This window comes from Petralouisia muris (assembly GCF_004793545.1).
Lineage (GTDB): Bacteria > Bacillota > Clostridia > Lachnospirales > Lachnospiraceae > Petralouisia > Petralouisia muris.
This window is the reverse complement of sequence record NZ_SRYA01000058.1, coordinates 1-13,294: the sequence shown is the minus strand read 5'-3', so window position 1 is coordinate 13,294 and position 13,294 is coordinate 1. Positions and strand designations below refer to the sequence as shown.

The 13,294-nt window shown below is 42.0% G+C and carries 18 protein-coding genes and 2 pseudogenes; 1 reads left to right on the top strand and 19 read right to left on the bottom strand.

The genetic code is table 11. The annotated features are described in order from the left end of the window. Positions 1-47: 47 nt before the first annotated feature. From E5329_RS21195 to E5329_RS21160, 8 genes and pseudogenes are all read right to left on the bottom strand, one after another. Positions 48-584 (bottom strand): DUF6756 family protein, encoded by a 537-nt coding sequence (locus tag E5329_RS21195; protein ID WP_135991349.1) that lies wholly within the window; start codon positions 582-584, stop codon positions 48-50. A 40-nt stretch (positions 585-624) separates the two neighbouring features. Continuing rightward, positions 625-981 carry a hypothetical protein gene (locus E5329_RS21190; RefSeq protein ID WP_135991348.1) on the bottom strand — a complete coding sequence of 119 codons (357 nt, stop codon included), beginning with the start codon at positions 979-981 and terminating at the stop codon, positions 625-627. 108 nt (positions 982-1,089) lie between these two features. Beyond that, complete coding sequence (locus E5329_RS21185) at positions 1,090-1,404, bottom strand: hypothetical protein (RefSeq protein WP_275443566.1); 315 nt, start codon at positions 1,402-1,404, stop codon at positions 1,090-1,092. A 21-nt stretch (positions 1,405-1,425) separates the two neighbouring features. After that, the gene (locus E5329_RS21180; protein WP_135991364.1) at positions 1,426-2,775 is read right to left on the bottom strand and encodes a plasmid recombination protein; all 1,350 of its coding nucleotides are present in this window, start codon (positions 2,773-2,775) and stop codon (positions 1,426-1,428) included. 315 nt (positions 2,776-3,090) lie between these two features. Then, a pseudogene (locus E5329_RS21175) lies at positions 3,091-4,224 on the bottom strand (AAA family ATPase). After that, positions 4,221-4,544, bottom strand: a complete 324-nt coding sequence (locus tag E5329_RS21170) for a plasmid mobilization protein (protein ID WP_135991347.1) — start codon at positions 4,542-4,544, stop codon at positions 4,221-4,223. The pseudogene E5329_RS21175 and the gene E5329_RS21170 overlap by 4 nt, the downstream one beginning before the upstream one ends. 5 nt (positions 4,545-4,549) lie before the next feature. Further along, positions 4,550-5,632 (bottom strand): site-specific integrase, encoded by a 1,083-nt coding sequence (locus E5329_RS21165; protein WP_135991346.1) that lies wholly within the window; start codon positions 5,630-5,632, stop codon positions 4,550-4,552. A gap of 15 nt (positions 5,633-5,647) precedes the next feature. Beyond that, positions 5,648-5,827, bottom strand: coding sequence for a MerR family transcriptional regulator (locus tag E5329_RS21160; RefSeq protein WP_016302462.1), 180 nt, complete (start codon positions 5,825-5,827; stop codon positions 5,648-5,650). 336 nt (positions 5,828-6,163) lie between these two features. Here E5329_RS21160 and E5329_RS21155 point away from each other — a divergent pair, with 336 nt between their 5' ends. Next, positions 6,164-6,748: a helix-turn-helix domain-containing protein gene (locus E5329_RS21155; RefSeq protein ID WP_135991345.1), complete on the top strand. Its 585-nt coding sequence runs from the start codon at positions 6,164-6,166 to the stop codon at positions 6,746-6,748. 886 nt (positions 6,749-7,634) lie between these two features. On the opposite strand, the gene E5329_RS21145 is transcribed toward E5329_RS21155, so the two are convergent. The 11 genes and pseudogenes from E5329_RS21145 to E5329_RS21095 all read right to left on the bottom strand — a co-directional run. Further along, a complete protein-coding gene (locus tag E5329_RS21145) occupies positions 7,635-7,955 on the bottom strand; it encodes a TfoX/Sxy family protein (RefSeq protein WP_135991344.1) in 321 nt (106 codons plus the stop codon). Positions 7,956-7,995: 40 nt separating this feature from the next. Then, entirely contained in the window at positions 7,996-8,244 is a 249-nt protein-coding gene (locus tag E5329_RS21140) for a TfoX/Sxy family DNA transformation protein (protein WP_135991343.1), read from the bottom strand. Between the two features lie 75 nt (positions 8,245-8,319). Continuing rightward, positions 8,320-8,775, bottom strand: coding sequence for a hypothetical protein (locus tag E5329_RS21135; RefSeq protein ID WP_135991342.1), 456 nt, complete (start codon positions 8,773-8,775; stop codon positions 8,320-8,322). A gap of 24 nt (positions 8,776-8,799) precedes the next feature. Continuing rightward, a complete protein-coding gene (locus tag E5329_RS21130; RefSeq protein WP_135991341.1) occupies positions 8,800-9,063 on the bottom strand; it encodes a hypothetical protein in 264 nt (87 codons plus the stop codon). Between the two features lie 27 nt (positions 9,064-9,090). Continuing rightward, entirely contained in the window at positions 9,091-9,339 is a 249-nt protein-coding gene (locus E5329_RS21125) for a DUF3781 domain-containing protein (RefSeq protein WP_016285953.1), read from the bottom strand. 101 nt (positions 9,340-9,440) lie between these two features. Next, the gene (locus E5329_RS21120; RefSeq protein ID WP_275443552.1) at positions 9,441-9,755 is read right to left on the bottom strand and encodes a hypothetical protein; all 315 of its coding nucleotides are present in this window, start codon (positions 9,753-9,755) and stop codon (positions 9,441-9,443) included. A 19-nt stretch (positions 9,756-9,774) separates the two neighbouring features. Continuing rightward, positions 9,775-11,124: a plasmid recombination protein gene (locus E5329_RS21115; RefSeq protein WP_135991362.1), complete on the bottom strand. Its 1,350-nt coding sequence runs from the start codon at positions 11,122-11,124 to the stop codon at positions 9,775-9,777. Positions 11,125-11,202: 78 nt separating this feature from the next. Next, positions 11,203-11,439 carry a hypothetical protein gene (locus E5329_RS21110; RefSeq protein WP_275443551.1) on the bottom strand — a complete coding sequence of 79 codons (237 nt, stop codon included), beginning with the start codon at positions 11,437-11,439 and terminating at the stop codon, positions 11,203-11,205. Positions 11,440-11,480: 41 nt separating this feature from the next. After that, complete coding sequence (locus E5329_RS21105; RefSeq protein WP_135991339.1) at positions 11,481-12,458, bottom strand: AAA family ATPase; 978 nt, start codon at positions 12,456-12,458, stop codon at positions 11,481-11,483. Positions 12,459-12,556: 98 nt separating this feature from the next. Next, on the bottom strand, positions 12,557-12,946 hold the full coding sequence (locus E5329_RS21100) for a plasmid mobilization protein (protein WP_135991338.1): 390 nt from the start codon (positions 12,944-12,946) through the stop codon (positions 12,557-12,559). Then, positions 12,943-13,119, bottom strand: a pseudogene (locus tag E5329_RS21095) (site-specific integrase); the annotation flags it as partial. The gene E5329_RS21100 and the pseudogene E5329_RS21095, both read right to left, overlap by 4 nt. Positions 13,120-13,294: the final 175 nt, after the last annotated feature.

Genomic DNA, 13,294 nt, shown 5'->3' with positions numbered 1-13,294 from the left:
CCTTAAACATAATAATATCTCATCTTTCCGCTTCTTTGAAAATAAAACTATTGATTTTTGAAACAGTCAAGGTTTAATCCCTCTCCAATACACGAAACAATATCGTGGTGATTGAAGCCGATAATCCATTGATATTTTTTTGAAACAACATAATAATCTAACCAGCCATTATCTAAAAAAGCCGTATGATTTAGTAAATCAAGAGCTTTCACTAATTCAGATACATAACTTTCAAATATCCAAAATTCTTCTCCACAATACCAATCGCTACTCTTGTCGATTAGAAAATAAACCATTTTATTTTCTTCTTTTATAATTTGAGGCAAAAAATGAAACCATGTTGAATAATCAACCGCATAGCACCCAAGAAGTTTTTTCATGCTTTTAGGACTATAACCATTCGTATTAGCCCAATGCAGACCGTTTTTCCACGTTTTTGTTTTATCCGCATATTTTTCTGCAATCTTTTGATATATATTTTCCCACTGGCTTCCACTCACTTTACGAAAACGTTCTTTCGATATGCCACACTTTGTTATTATTTCGTGTTCTAATCTAAATATATCACTTGCAGACCTGTTCATACTCTATTCTCACTTTCAATCCATAATTTCATTTATAAAATCATTGTCTTTCAAAGCTCTTTATTATAACATCTGAACAATAAAAATCTATTTCATTTTCTTCATAATCACCGACCTCATACTTTGAATTATTTTCATATCCTCTCACGGTCATATCTTTAATATAAAATCCAGAAATTTTACCACTTCCATGAAAGCGCCAAGAATTTACATCTACAAATTCTATGAAAATCTTATAATTATCTGGACTGGTCATACCTAATATTAAATTTGTATGTTCTTCCCAAGAATTATTATCTAATGTTGTTTCCCATTTCAAAAATATAATCGTATCAAACATATTGAAGTGGCTCATTTGAAAATCCGGTAAAATAGATTTGATTTTATTCAAGTTCACCTATACCCCACCTTTGCAACTTTATGATTTACGAATTTGATTATATCACTTTCACGCTCCATTTACCATAAAAACATAGGGCATGGCAACCGCCACGCCCTACATTTCTTATCGTTCCAACGATTTCTCAATCTTCCACTTCTGCCCTTTCAAGTCATTCTGTTTCTCATACAGACTATTGCGCTCTTTGCAGAGTTCTTTCATGCGTTCCAACTGCGCCCGCACTCCCTCTCGGCAATCCGGCTCTATCTTCTTATATTCCCCAGTCAGATTGCGGATTGTATTGTTGTTTTCCTTTATCTGTTCCGACAGGCATACCCAGTCTATCAGATTTTGCACTTCCTTGTCCGTTTCGTAAAGGTCTGTTTCTACTACGATTTTAGCACACAGCCGTATCATAACTTTCTTCTCCATATCCGTCATATCCTATCAATCCTCTCTTTACTACCGGCTCATTTCAAAAGAACGTTTCGGGCGTTTATTTGCCTGTTCTGCCAGTTCTAATACCTTTGCCCGTTCTACTATCAACTGTATCTGTTCCCTGCCTATATGACGCTCCAAACGCCCCAAATCAGACGCTTTTTCCTGCAATCGATCTATGGTGTCGCTCTGCTCCATAACCTTATCTGTCAAGCGGCTAATCTGTTTTTGTTGCCTGTCCACTTTGACGGTCAGCTTCTTTCCCTGCTCCGTAAGCTGTACGCATTTGACAGTCAGATTTTTAACGACCTCTTTCAACTTCTCCACCAGCGGTAAAGCCTTTTTATCCCTAAAACTCTTTGCGCTCATCAATGCCCCCGGCTCTGCCAACTGCCATTTTATATCTTCATCATAGGCATGGATATTTCTCTCCATGACTTCCTTTGATTGTACCATTTTGTTTAGTTCCTGCTGTAACTTTTTCTGCTGTTTCTCCAACTTCTCATTTTCGGATAACAATTTTTCCTTATCCTCTGCCAGTGTTTCCGTCTGCTCTTTCAAAAGAAGATTTGTAGCGGAAAGTTCTGATACTTCCTGTCGGATTGCCTCGCCCTCTTTCCGTATCTGCTCCGTTTCCTGTCCTGCCGCTATCTGCTGATGAAGAATATCGGATAATTCCTCTTTACTGCCGGAGATTGTCTGTTCCAGTTCGGCAACTTCTCTTGCACGCTCTTTTTTCTCAAAATCCAAAACGGATAAATGCTTCTCATGTGTTCCCTTTTTCTCCCATTCAATGCCATGCTGCAACATAATCTCCGCAAGCCGTTCTTTTTCTGCCGCCACCCACTGGTTGCGCTCCGTTTCGCTCCTTGTGCCGCCTTTAAATCCAAGTTCCGCAAGTGCCTTTTTTAATGATACCCTCGTATCAAGTCCCCGCTTGCTTCCAGTCGTATAGGGTATAAAATCTATATGCAGATGAGGTGTGGCTTCGTCCATGTGGAGATACGCCGAAAACACCCTCAATGTGGGATTGCGCCGTTGGAAGTCCTGCATATATTCACCAAATATTTTCGCCGCAAGCTGCCCGTCCTGTGTCTTTGCCCCCATATCGTCCTTGTTGCCTATCTGCAAAATAATCTCATGGAATGGCTTTTCCTGTTTGCCAGAACAGATTTTCTCATAATAATCATCAATTATGCGGTCACTTCTGGTCTGCTTCTCATTGTACCGGGCGAGTGCTTCATCAAATAATTCGTGGTATACTTCTTTGATATTTTCGTTGCAGTATTCCACATTCAGACAACTCCGCTTCGGGTCAGTGTTCTTTGCATGGAATTTTCTGCTGTTGTGGTTGACAGAGCCTTTTCCTGTCATAACGCTGATTGTCCGCTTCAATCAATTTTCCTTTCTCCCTGTCGGGTAATGGGCGCCGGATACGGCGCATAGCCTTTGTTACTTTCTGCGAAAGTAACGCAAAAGCACTTTCGACACGCTCCGCTCTATCAAAAGTGCCTTTGCGCCCTGCCGGGGGCAAGCTGTCCGTTGGACAGCATACCGTCCTTACGGACGGTGGGCGGCTTTCGCCGCTTTACTGCTCCCCCATGCGTCGGTTTGCGTCGATAGCGTCGATATTTTCTATACCGCCCGGCTATCAAAAATACCGTCGCAACCGACGCATATCGTCGCACTTTACGTTTTCGGCTCTAGCCGTTTCAGAATGATTTTCCTCTCATGCCCCCGCTTGTTATCATAGAAAATACCGTAGTCATTAAGCAACTGGCTGTTCACTACATTTAATCTTCGGGAAAGCACATTTGCCGATAACTGCATATCCGGCAACTGTTTCAAAAGTTCCGTTGCCGTCCCCTCCCATTCCTGTACTTCCTCTGTCAGAAATTCGTTGATTGCTTCCAGTAATGGATTGGGCGGCTGTTTCCACAACTCCGTTTCCGCTTTCTGAAATTTCCAAATACACTGTTCACGGTCAAATTCTATCACCAGTTCTTGATCGGGCTGGTCACGCCCCACAATATCCATGACCGCCGTGTTGTCCGTGCGCTTTTTCTTGTGCATGATAAACGCCCCGTCTGCCGCACCGAGAAGCCCGTTTGTGCCGGAAATCATATCAAAACTGTCCTCGGATTCTAACTTGCGGGTATGATGAACCACCAACAGACAGACACCGTATTTATCACTGAATGATTTCAGCTTTGTCACAATCTCATAGTCACTGGAATAGCTGTACCTGTCCCCGCCGACCTCACGCACCTTTTGGAGCGTGTCAATGATAATCAGCCTTGCATCCTTATGCTCTTTGATGAAGCCCTCTAACTCCCCGTCCAGTCCCTCATTCAGCGTCTTTGCCTGCGTTGCGAAAAATAAATTGTCCGCACACTCCACACCGAACATGACGGACAGCCGTCGCTGAAGCCTTGCGTAATCATCTTCCAGTGCAAGATATAGCACCGTCCCTTTCCGAACAGGATAATTCCACAGCGGAAGCCCCATTGCCACATGATAGGCAAGCTACCCCATAAAGAATGATTTTCCCACTTTCGGCGCACCCACAAAGAGATAAGTGCCGCCATACAGAAAGCCGTCTACAACAGGCGTTCTCGGCGGGTACACCGTATCATACAGTTCTGTCATGGAAACGGTTTGAAGCCCGCCGCCCTGCCCGGATTTCTCCAGGCAATTTGTGGCTTGCAGATTGTTTTTTACGTTTTCATTTGCTATAATTTCATTGGATATTTTTTTGTTCGGCTGTTCCCCATCTGCGCCAACAGATGATACGGGAGCAGTCGTTTTTATTTTACTTGTCATTCATCTTCCCCTTTCAGACCGTCCAGTGTGATTGCAATAACTTGTAACGTGTAGAGCAGTTCATCATTGTCCGGGCTTATGCTTTCCATGCGTTTCAATTCCTCATGGATTGCCGTCATCTGATTTTTCAGTGCCTTATACACCCTCGGATTGCCCTGCACCACAACGTCCCGGCATAAGAGCCGCCTTGTGATGTAGTCCTGCTTTGTCAGCCCCGATAATGCCACCAAATCATTCAATAACTTTGCTTCTTCGTCCGATACCCGGAACACCACCGTATGATTGCGCCATCTTCCCTTGTAATCCAGTGATTTTTCCATTTTCCCTAATCCTCCTTTGTCATTCTCTCCATTTCTAATTTCTCCGCCATTTCCGTCTGCACCGTGGGGAATAAGTGGGCGTAACGGTAAGTGATTTTCTCCGCTTCATGCCCCATGCGCTCCCCTATCGCCAGTACCGAAAATCCCATGTTGATTAAGAGCGAAACCGCACTATGGCGAATATCGTGGACACGGATTTTCTTAACGCCCGCCTGCTTCGCCCCTCGCTCCATTTCGTGATTGAGGTAGGACTTTGTGACCGTAAATAAACGCTCGTCCGGCTTGATGTCATAAAGCATTTTGATGTACTCCTGCATTTCCTCACAGAGAAACGGCGGCATTTTGATTGTGCGGTTGCTCTTTTTCGTCTTAGGGCTTGTGATAATGTCCCGCCCTTTGGAACGGTAGAAAGTCTTGCTGATTGTAACCGTCTGTTTCTCAAAATCAATATCAGCAGACGTGAGCGCAAGTAATTCGCCGGAACGCATTCCGCACCAGTAAAGCATTTCAAACGCATAATAGGAACGGGGCTTATCCATCATGGCTTCGGAGAATTTCAAGTATTCCTCTTTCGTCCAAAAGTCCATTTCCTTAACGGCTTCACTCCCAATCGTACCCGCCCGCCTTGCAGGGTTGTAGGGCAGGTTATAAAAGTTTACCGCATGGTTGAATATCGCCGTCAGTTGTGCGTGTATCGTCCTCAAATAATCTGCGGAATAGGGTTTTCCTTTCTCGTCCCGGTATGCCATTAACTCATTCTGCCACGCAATCACGTCCTTTGCTTCAATCTCTGCGATTTTGCGGTTTTCAAAGTACGGTAAAATCTTTGTCCGTATCACATGGCTTTTGGACTCCCAAGTGCTTTCCTTGACACGCTGTTTCTTGTCGGCTTCGTATACTTCAAAGAAACTGCCGAAAGTCATATCCAGTTTTGCGCCCTGCTTTAACATGGCTTCATGCTCCCACGCCTGCGCTTCCCTTTTGGTTGCAAATCCCCTCTTTTGTGTCTGTTTCCTCTCCCCTTTCCAGTTGGTAAAGCGATAGATAACCCGCCACGTCCCCGTAGCGTTGTCCTTGTATACAGCCATTCGATCATCTCCCTTCTATTCGCTGTAACATACCTTTTTATGAAAAAATGTAGCGTTCACACGTCCTGCCACCGTCAGATAGCCCTGTTTCTGCATTTCTGCGTTCAGTTCCCTTACAATCTGATAGGCTTTTGACTTCGACACACGCAGTTCCGCTGCCACTTCCTCCACTGTCATAAATGATTTTTCTGTCATTAAAATACCCTCTCCTTTCAATTTCTAACTGTTTTTGTTTAAGCTATATGGTTATGATACTAAATAAATTCCGTTAAGTCAAGTGGTTTGCGAGAAAATCTTAACTTTTTTTATTTAAGTTATTCTTGCTATTTCTATTACACCATGTTATACTAACTTCAACAGATTTGTTTAAGTAAAGTCATGCACGACTGGCGGAAAACAGAGCGGCGGGTGCTTGCACACGCTGAACTGCTTTCTGACAGGCGTATATGGCGCACCGCCACAGCGAGATGAAGCGGAGCGTAATCGAGCTGGCATGACTTTACCTCACTTCACAATAACGGAGGTTTTATTATGGCAATCGGCAAACGTATCCGCTTTTTCCGCAACCGAAAGGGCATGACACAGAAACAACTGGGCGAAATCCTCGGCTTTCTCGGAAAGACCTCTGATGTCCGTATGGCACAGTATGAAACCGAAGCGAGAACACCAAAGCACGACCTTGTAAAAGAAATGGCGAATATCTTTGATGTAAGCACCCACGCCCTTACCGTGCCGGATATTGATACCTATATCGGGCTTATGCACACGCTCTTTGCTCTGGAAGATATGTACGGGCTGAAAATCGGGGAGATTGACGGGGAAATCTGCCTGCGCCTTGACAAGTCCGACTATTCCGCTTACACGTCCATGTTTGATATGTTACACGCATGGCAGGAGCAATCCGCAAAACTGGAACAGGGCGAAATAACCAAAGAGGAATACGACCAGTGGCGCTATAAGTACCCCGAACTGGACACTTCAAAGCATTGGGCGAAAGTCCCCTCACAGGCGGTCAGTGATTATATGCTTAATGGATGCGCAAGCGCATCCATGGAAGAATTTCAGAAAATCGAGAAAGAAGAAAAGAAAACAGCGAAAAAGAAAAAACAGAAATAAGCATAAAAAGACCTTGCCGATATTCAGTTTTCATATCTGAAAATCAGCAAGGTTTTTCATCTGCCATTGATGTAATTATTTAGTGCGTGATGTGAAAAATGTTGCCAAATCGTTGCCGATTCCTAAACAAATTTGCTTGCATTCCGCATAAATACTAGGCTTTTAAAGCCCATTTCATCACTCGAACTCCCTATAACCATAACATAATTGTTAAATATTTAATTACTTTTTAAGGGTTTTCATAGCCATAATATCCATATTTTACGCCGTATTTACAGTTTCAGAGCAAACAGGTATCATACGGGTATCACAGATTTTCTCCTTAACTGCCATGTCTACATGGTGCTAGCACCATGTAATTATTACATTAACAAGGAAAGGTAATATAATCGTCCTCGTTACGCAACATAGCCCCTGTTTTGATGATAATAGCATAATATACAATAATTATTATTTTTACTGCTAAATCCCTTATAAAATAAGCATTTAAAATCCCCTAAAGCGTAACAATGCCTTTTCCCCACCTTTCCTATAAACTGGAATATCCAGTTTTAAAAGAAACGGCAGAATATGATTCTTATTCCATTGTGCGGAGTTGCGCTAACTGATTGATTAAATCCTCGTTGTTTTCTTTAAGAGTTTTTGTGGGGTCAGAACCATTATACTTGTTACAAGGAACTTTCTCACACTTTCCACAATGCTTTACAACAATCATATATTCCGCATATTTTTTCGCCGGTATATTCCAACCAGAATACCTGTCCTTTGATTATCGGACAGCTTTTACAATCTATCGGATAATACTCACATTCAGAACATATAACACCACAGCAACTGATAATTTTATTCATATCCTTACAATACCTCTTTACAAACGGGAAGTTGTTTATTTCTTCATTTTCGACTTTGGAGTTGGTAATTCCTTATACATAGCATGAAACAAACCTGTCAAAAACTCTTTATTATCAACTTCATCTACCAACAGCATTTCTTTTGCGCCCTCATAGGGTAATTCATACAGGGCTGTGGGCATATAACTAATTGCTGATTTTACTGGCTTGACAAGCAATCTGTCATCGTAGATGCCGCCTACAATTTTGCCACGATAATAGATAATAAATTCTCCCATCATCGCCCGATAAGTAATTTCTTCTAACTCGGATAACTGTCCTAAAATAAATTCTAAATATTCTTTACTGGACGCCATGACTTTACCTCCCGATTTATCCAGTTCTATAAAGCAGAAGCTATAGTTGCTTAAAATATGCTTTTAACTCTGCTTTGCAGTTATCGTCTAATTGTTTAATTTCAACACCACGAATTGCCGCTTCTAAATGATAGAGGATAACTACACAAGTATTTGGATATAACTCCTTGAGCCGAAAAACAGCCTGCTTACTGCCAATTTTCGTTAATTCCTCCGCTGAATGAACACCGACAGAGTGGAGTTTCTTTTCCATTGTTTTACCTAATCCTAAAGATGTGACTGCTGACATATTTTCTCCTTTTTATCCGTTGTCGCTAATTGATAAACACCCAATTTATCCAGTTCTATAAACTGGAATTTGTAGTTACATAATGAAATTCATAATGCCATACAGAACATGACATAACATAAATATGCTTGCTGATAATAGTGCTACTACATTTTTTCTTGATATTGAAAACAATAGAAATGCTAAACAAGGTGCAATACTCAAATCTAAAATTACCGCTGGATTTATATTTCCTGCATAGTATAAGCACCAGCCAATATAATACAGCACTAATAAAATAACAATTCCTCTAAACAATACTTTCTTCATAGGTTTTTGACAATATTTATTGACAATAACACATAGTGCCACAACCATTACGGCTTGAAAAACAGAAGCAATCATATCTACAAGAGGAGTTACTGATTTGTTCCTTAGCACATCATTAACAGCAGGAACAGCAAACCATATAAAATTAGGGAGCATTATTGCCAAAAACAACGTCAATCCCCATATATCAAAACCTATCTTATAATTTCCTGTCTTGAACATTGTTCTATCCTCTTAAACTCAAATTTACAATAATAATTTATCTACCTGCCAGATTATTTCTTGCTCAGATATATCATATGGCATTGGGGAAATATCTTCAAAACAGTAATTTGAAGCATAAGAATGATTATCAGTCCACTCTAATACCCAAAAGTCTGTTAATGTAGATACTTTAAAAAATTCTCCGTTCATTGTCCAACAAATACCTGACGGATATAATTCTAATTGCTTTGCCCCAAGTTCACGGAACCTATTTTCAACAACTGCTTTTATATCTGCTTTTTTCATAGGAAACACCTTCCGCAAATCCCGATTTTATTTAACAATGTGTGCCGTGATAATTGTATAACTATATGAATTGATAGTAATTTTGATATTTTCAACCTCACAATACCAGTTTTTGCCCTGTTTGTATATGTTACAATTTTTATCTAACACTTTATTTTTACAGTACTCAACAACATCTGTTGTATCTATTTTTAGGTTTCTTTTAATTCTATCAATTCCCATTTCGGTTGTATGAATTTTATCAATATTATCAAGCAATATCTTTTTATCTTCCATTTTTTTCTTTAACTCCTGCTTTGTTCATTTGATTATACCACTTTTATTCCTTATTTACCACAAAAAATACAGGACATAGCAACCGCTACGCCCCACATTTCTTATCGCCCCAATGATTTTTCAATCTGCTGTTTCTGCCCCTTCAAGTCATTCTGCTTCTCATACAGATTATTACGCTCTTTACAAAGTTCTTTCATACGCTCCAACTGCGTCCGTACTCCCTCCCGGCAATCCGGCTCTATCTTTTTATATTCCCCGATCAGATTACGAATTGTATTATTGTTTTCTTTTATCTGCTCCGATAAACACACCCAATCTATCAGATTCTGCACTTCCTTATCCGTTTCGTAAAGGTCTGTTTTTGCCACGATTTTAGCACACAGCCGTATCATCACTTTTTTCTCCATATCTGTCATATCCTATCAATCCCCTTTCCTATCGGCTCATTTCAAAGGCACGTTCCGAGCGTTTATTTGCCCTTTCTGCCTGTTCTATTGCCTTTGACCGTTCCACTATCAACTGCACCTGTTCCTTGCCTAAATGACGCTCCAAATGTCCTAAATCAGTCGCTTTTTCCTGCAATCGGTCTATGGTGTCGCTCTGTTCCATAACCTTGTCCGTCAAGCGGCTAATCTGTACTTGTTGCCCGTCCACTTTAGCGGTCAGCTTCTTGCCCTGCTCGGTAAGCTGTACGCATTTAATAGTCAGACTTTTTACTATCTCTTTTAATTTCTCCACAAGTGGAAGTGCCTTTTTCTCCCGATAGTTTTTTGCGCTCATCAATGTCCCCGGCTCTGCCAACTGCCATTTTACATCTTCATCATAGGCATGGATATTTCTCTCCATAGCTTCCTTTGACTGTACCATTTTGTTGATTTCCTGCTGTAACTTTTTCTGCTGTTTCTCCAACTTTTCATTTTCGGATAACAGCTTTTCTTTATCCCCTGTCAGTGTTTCCGTCTGTTCTTTTAGAAAATGATTTGTAGCGGAAAGTTCTGATACTTCCTGTCGGATTGCTTCGCCCTCTTTTCGTATTTGCTCCGTTTCCCGTCCTGCCGCTATCTGCTGATAAAGAATGGAAGATAATTCCTCTTTACTGCCGGAGATTGTCTGTTCCAGCTCTGCAACCTCTTTTGCACGTTCCTTTTTCTCAAAATCCAAAACCGATAAATGCTTCTCATGTGTTCCTTTTTTCTCCCACTCAATATCATGCTTTAGCATAATCTCCGCAAGATGTTCTTTCTCTGCCGCTACCCACTGGTTACGTTCCGTTTCGCTCCTTGTGCCGCCTTTGAAGCCAAGTTCTGCCAGTGCCTTTTTTAATGACACCCTTGTTTCAAGCCCTCTCTTACTTCCAGTCGTATAAGGTATAAAATCTATATGCAGATGTGGCGTGGCTTCGTCCATATGGAGATAGGCAGAGAACACCCTCAATGTGAGATTGCGCCGTTGGAAGTCCTGCATATATTCATCAAGTATTTTCGCCGCAAGCTGTCCGTCCTCTGTCTTTGCCCCCATATCGTCCTTGTTGCCTATCTGCAAAATAATCTCATGGAATGGCTTCTCCTGCTTGCCGGAACAGATTTTCTCATAATAATCATCAATCCGGCGGTCACTTCTAGTCTGCTTCTCATTGTACCGGGCAAGTGCTTCATCAAATAATTCATGGTAAACATCTTTGATATTTTCGTTGCAGTATTCCACATTCAGACAACTACGCTTCGGGTCAGTGTTCTTTGCATGGAATTTTCTGCTGTTGTGGTTGACAGAGCCTTTTCCTGTCATAACGCTGATAGTTCGCTTCAATCAATTTCCCTTTCTCCCTGTCGGGTAATGTGCGCCAGATACGGCGCATAGCCTTTGTTACTTTCTGCGAAAGTAACGCAAAAGCACTTTCGACAGGCTACGCTCTATCAAAAGTGCCTTTGCGCCCTGCCGGGAGCAAGCTGTCCGTTGGACAACATACCGTCCTAACGGACGGGGCGGCTTTTCGCCGCCTTTCTGCCGCCGCTGTACCGCTTTCTCCCAACAGCGCAACATTGCAATGTCTATAATCTTTGCAACCTTACAATCTTCAAGAACGCAATTCCAAGACTGCAAAATTCTAATACCCTGCATTGTTGCGCTGTTACCTTTCTCCGTCACTGTCTGATTTTATCCAGTTCCCAATACCATGTGTTGTTTATGCGCTTCGCCCGGACACCCAACTCTTTCTTCGCATTTTCCAGTGTCCGCTTCGATATGCCCTGTTCGTCTGCTAGACTGAAAATCTCATTGCTCTGCATAGCGTTGTTTGTTTCTGCCAGTTCCCGAAGCAGACGCTTCGCCTGTTCCATTTTATTTGCTTTGGGAGCAATGCCGCCTAACACTTCATCAGCGGTAATCTCATAATCTCCTAGCCATTGAAAACCGTCCTCCGACAGTGCAAATGCTTTCGGGTGTCCGAACGCCGCAAGGTTGTTTTTAATCTGCACCACAGCCCTTATATTTTCTTCTCCCTCTACCCTGCCGACTAAAAGAACACTTCTAGCAACTGCAAAGAAGTCAATCGAACCCATACCCCGGTATGCCGCCTTATTTCCTGCCGCCTTGTTCATATGCCCGACAAGGACAATCGCACACTGGTATTTCTCTGCCAGTGCCGCTAATTTCTTCGTCATATCCCTTGCTTCATTCGCCCGGTTCATATCCATACCGCCGCCCAAATAGGCTTGTATCGGGTCTAAAATCAGCAGCTTTGCGCCCGTCTTTATAACAGCTTCTTCCAAGCGTTCATCTATCATGGAAAGGGATTTTATCTTTTCATCAATGACCGAGATTTTCTCACAGTCTGCCCCCGCCTGTTCCAACCGGGGCTTTACCGTATCGGCAAGACCATCCTCTGCACTCTGATAGATGACATTCAAAGACTCTGTAAGTTTCATTTCACCGTCTAAGCCCTCTCCATTTGTCAGCTTCGCCGCTATGTTCAGCACAAATGTTGTTTTTCCGTCCCCCGGATCGCCTTGTACGATTGTCAGCTTGCCATAGGGGATAAACGGAAACCACAGCCAAGAAACTTCCTGCGACTGTATCTCTGACAACTTAATCAACTGTAATTCTGTTTTTGTTTCTTCCATAATGCCCTCCATTTCTGAAAAATCGTTGTCACTGGAAGGAACCTCTGCTATACTTGTATTGTGATGTTGATAACAGAGGTTTTCCAGTTATCACAGCCCTAACAGTTGCCGCTGTCGGGGCTTTTTTCTTCTCCGTTGGCGTTGCCCCGCCACAGATATTTTGCTCCGTCCAACATCCAAAGAATTGCTTTCAACATATCCTCATAAGATGTCTGTAACTCTTTGATTTCTTCGGTAGTGACCTCCGGCTTTTCGCCTTTTATCTGCTCTGACAGTTCTTCCATACGGCTCTGCATTTCCTGTAATTTTTCCACAATCTGATATACCGTTTCTTTCTTCCCCACCACGCATACACGATTGTAAATGCAGGAACGGACAAAATAATCTTTCTTTTTCATGCCGCTTACAAAAATCTTTGCTTTGATTTCTTCCCGCTCTCTGGGCGAAATGCGAAAACTGATTGTTGGATATTTGTGTGTGCCGCTCATTCTTCTGTACCCTCCTTAAATTCTGCGTTCAACAACTCTGCCATTTGTATCTGTTCTGTCGGAAACATATGGGCGTATCGAAACGTAATATCCACGCTTTCATGCCCTACCCTGTTCCCGATTGATACCGCCGAAAATCCCATGCTGATTAACAACGAAACGTGTGAATGCCGTTACGGTATAATAACGACAAACGGAAAAAGCCTTTATTTTCAAGGGGTTTGAGCGTTTGCCGTCATTTATTCAATTCCTTTTCCAAGTTGAAACATGGCGAGAAAAATATCGAAAAAAGGCAATGTCATTAACTTAAGGAATCTTTTACATTTGAATTGTAAAAGGTTCCTTTTT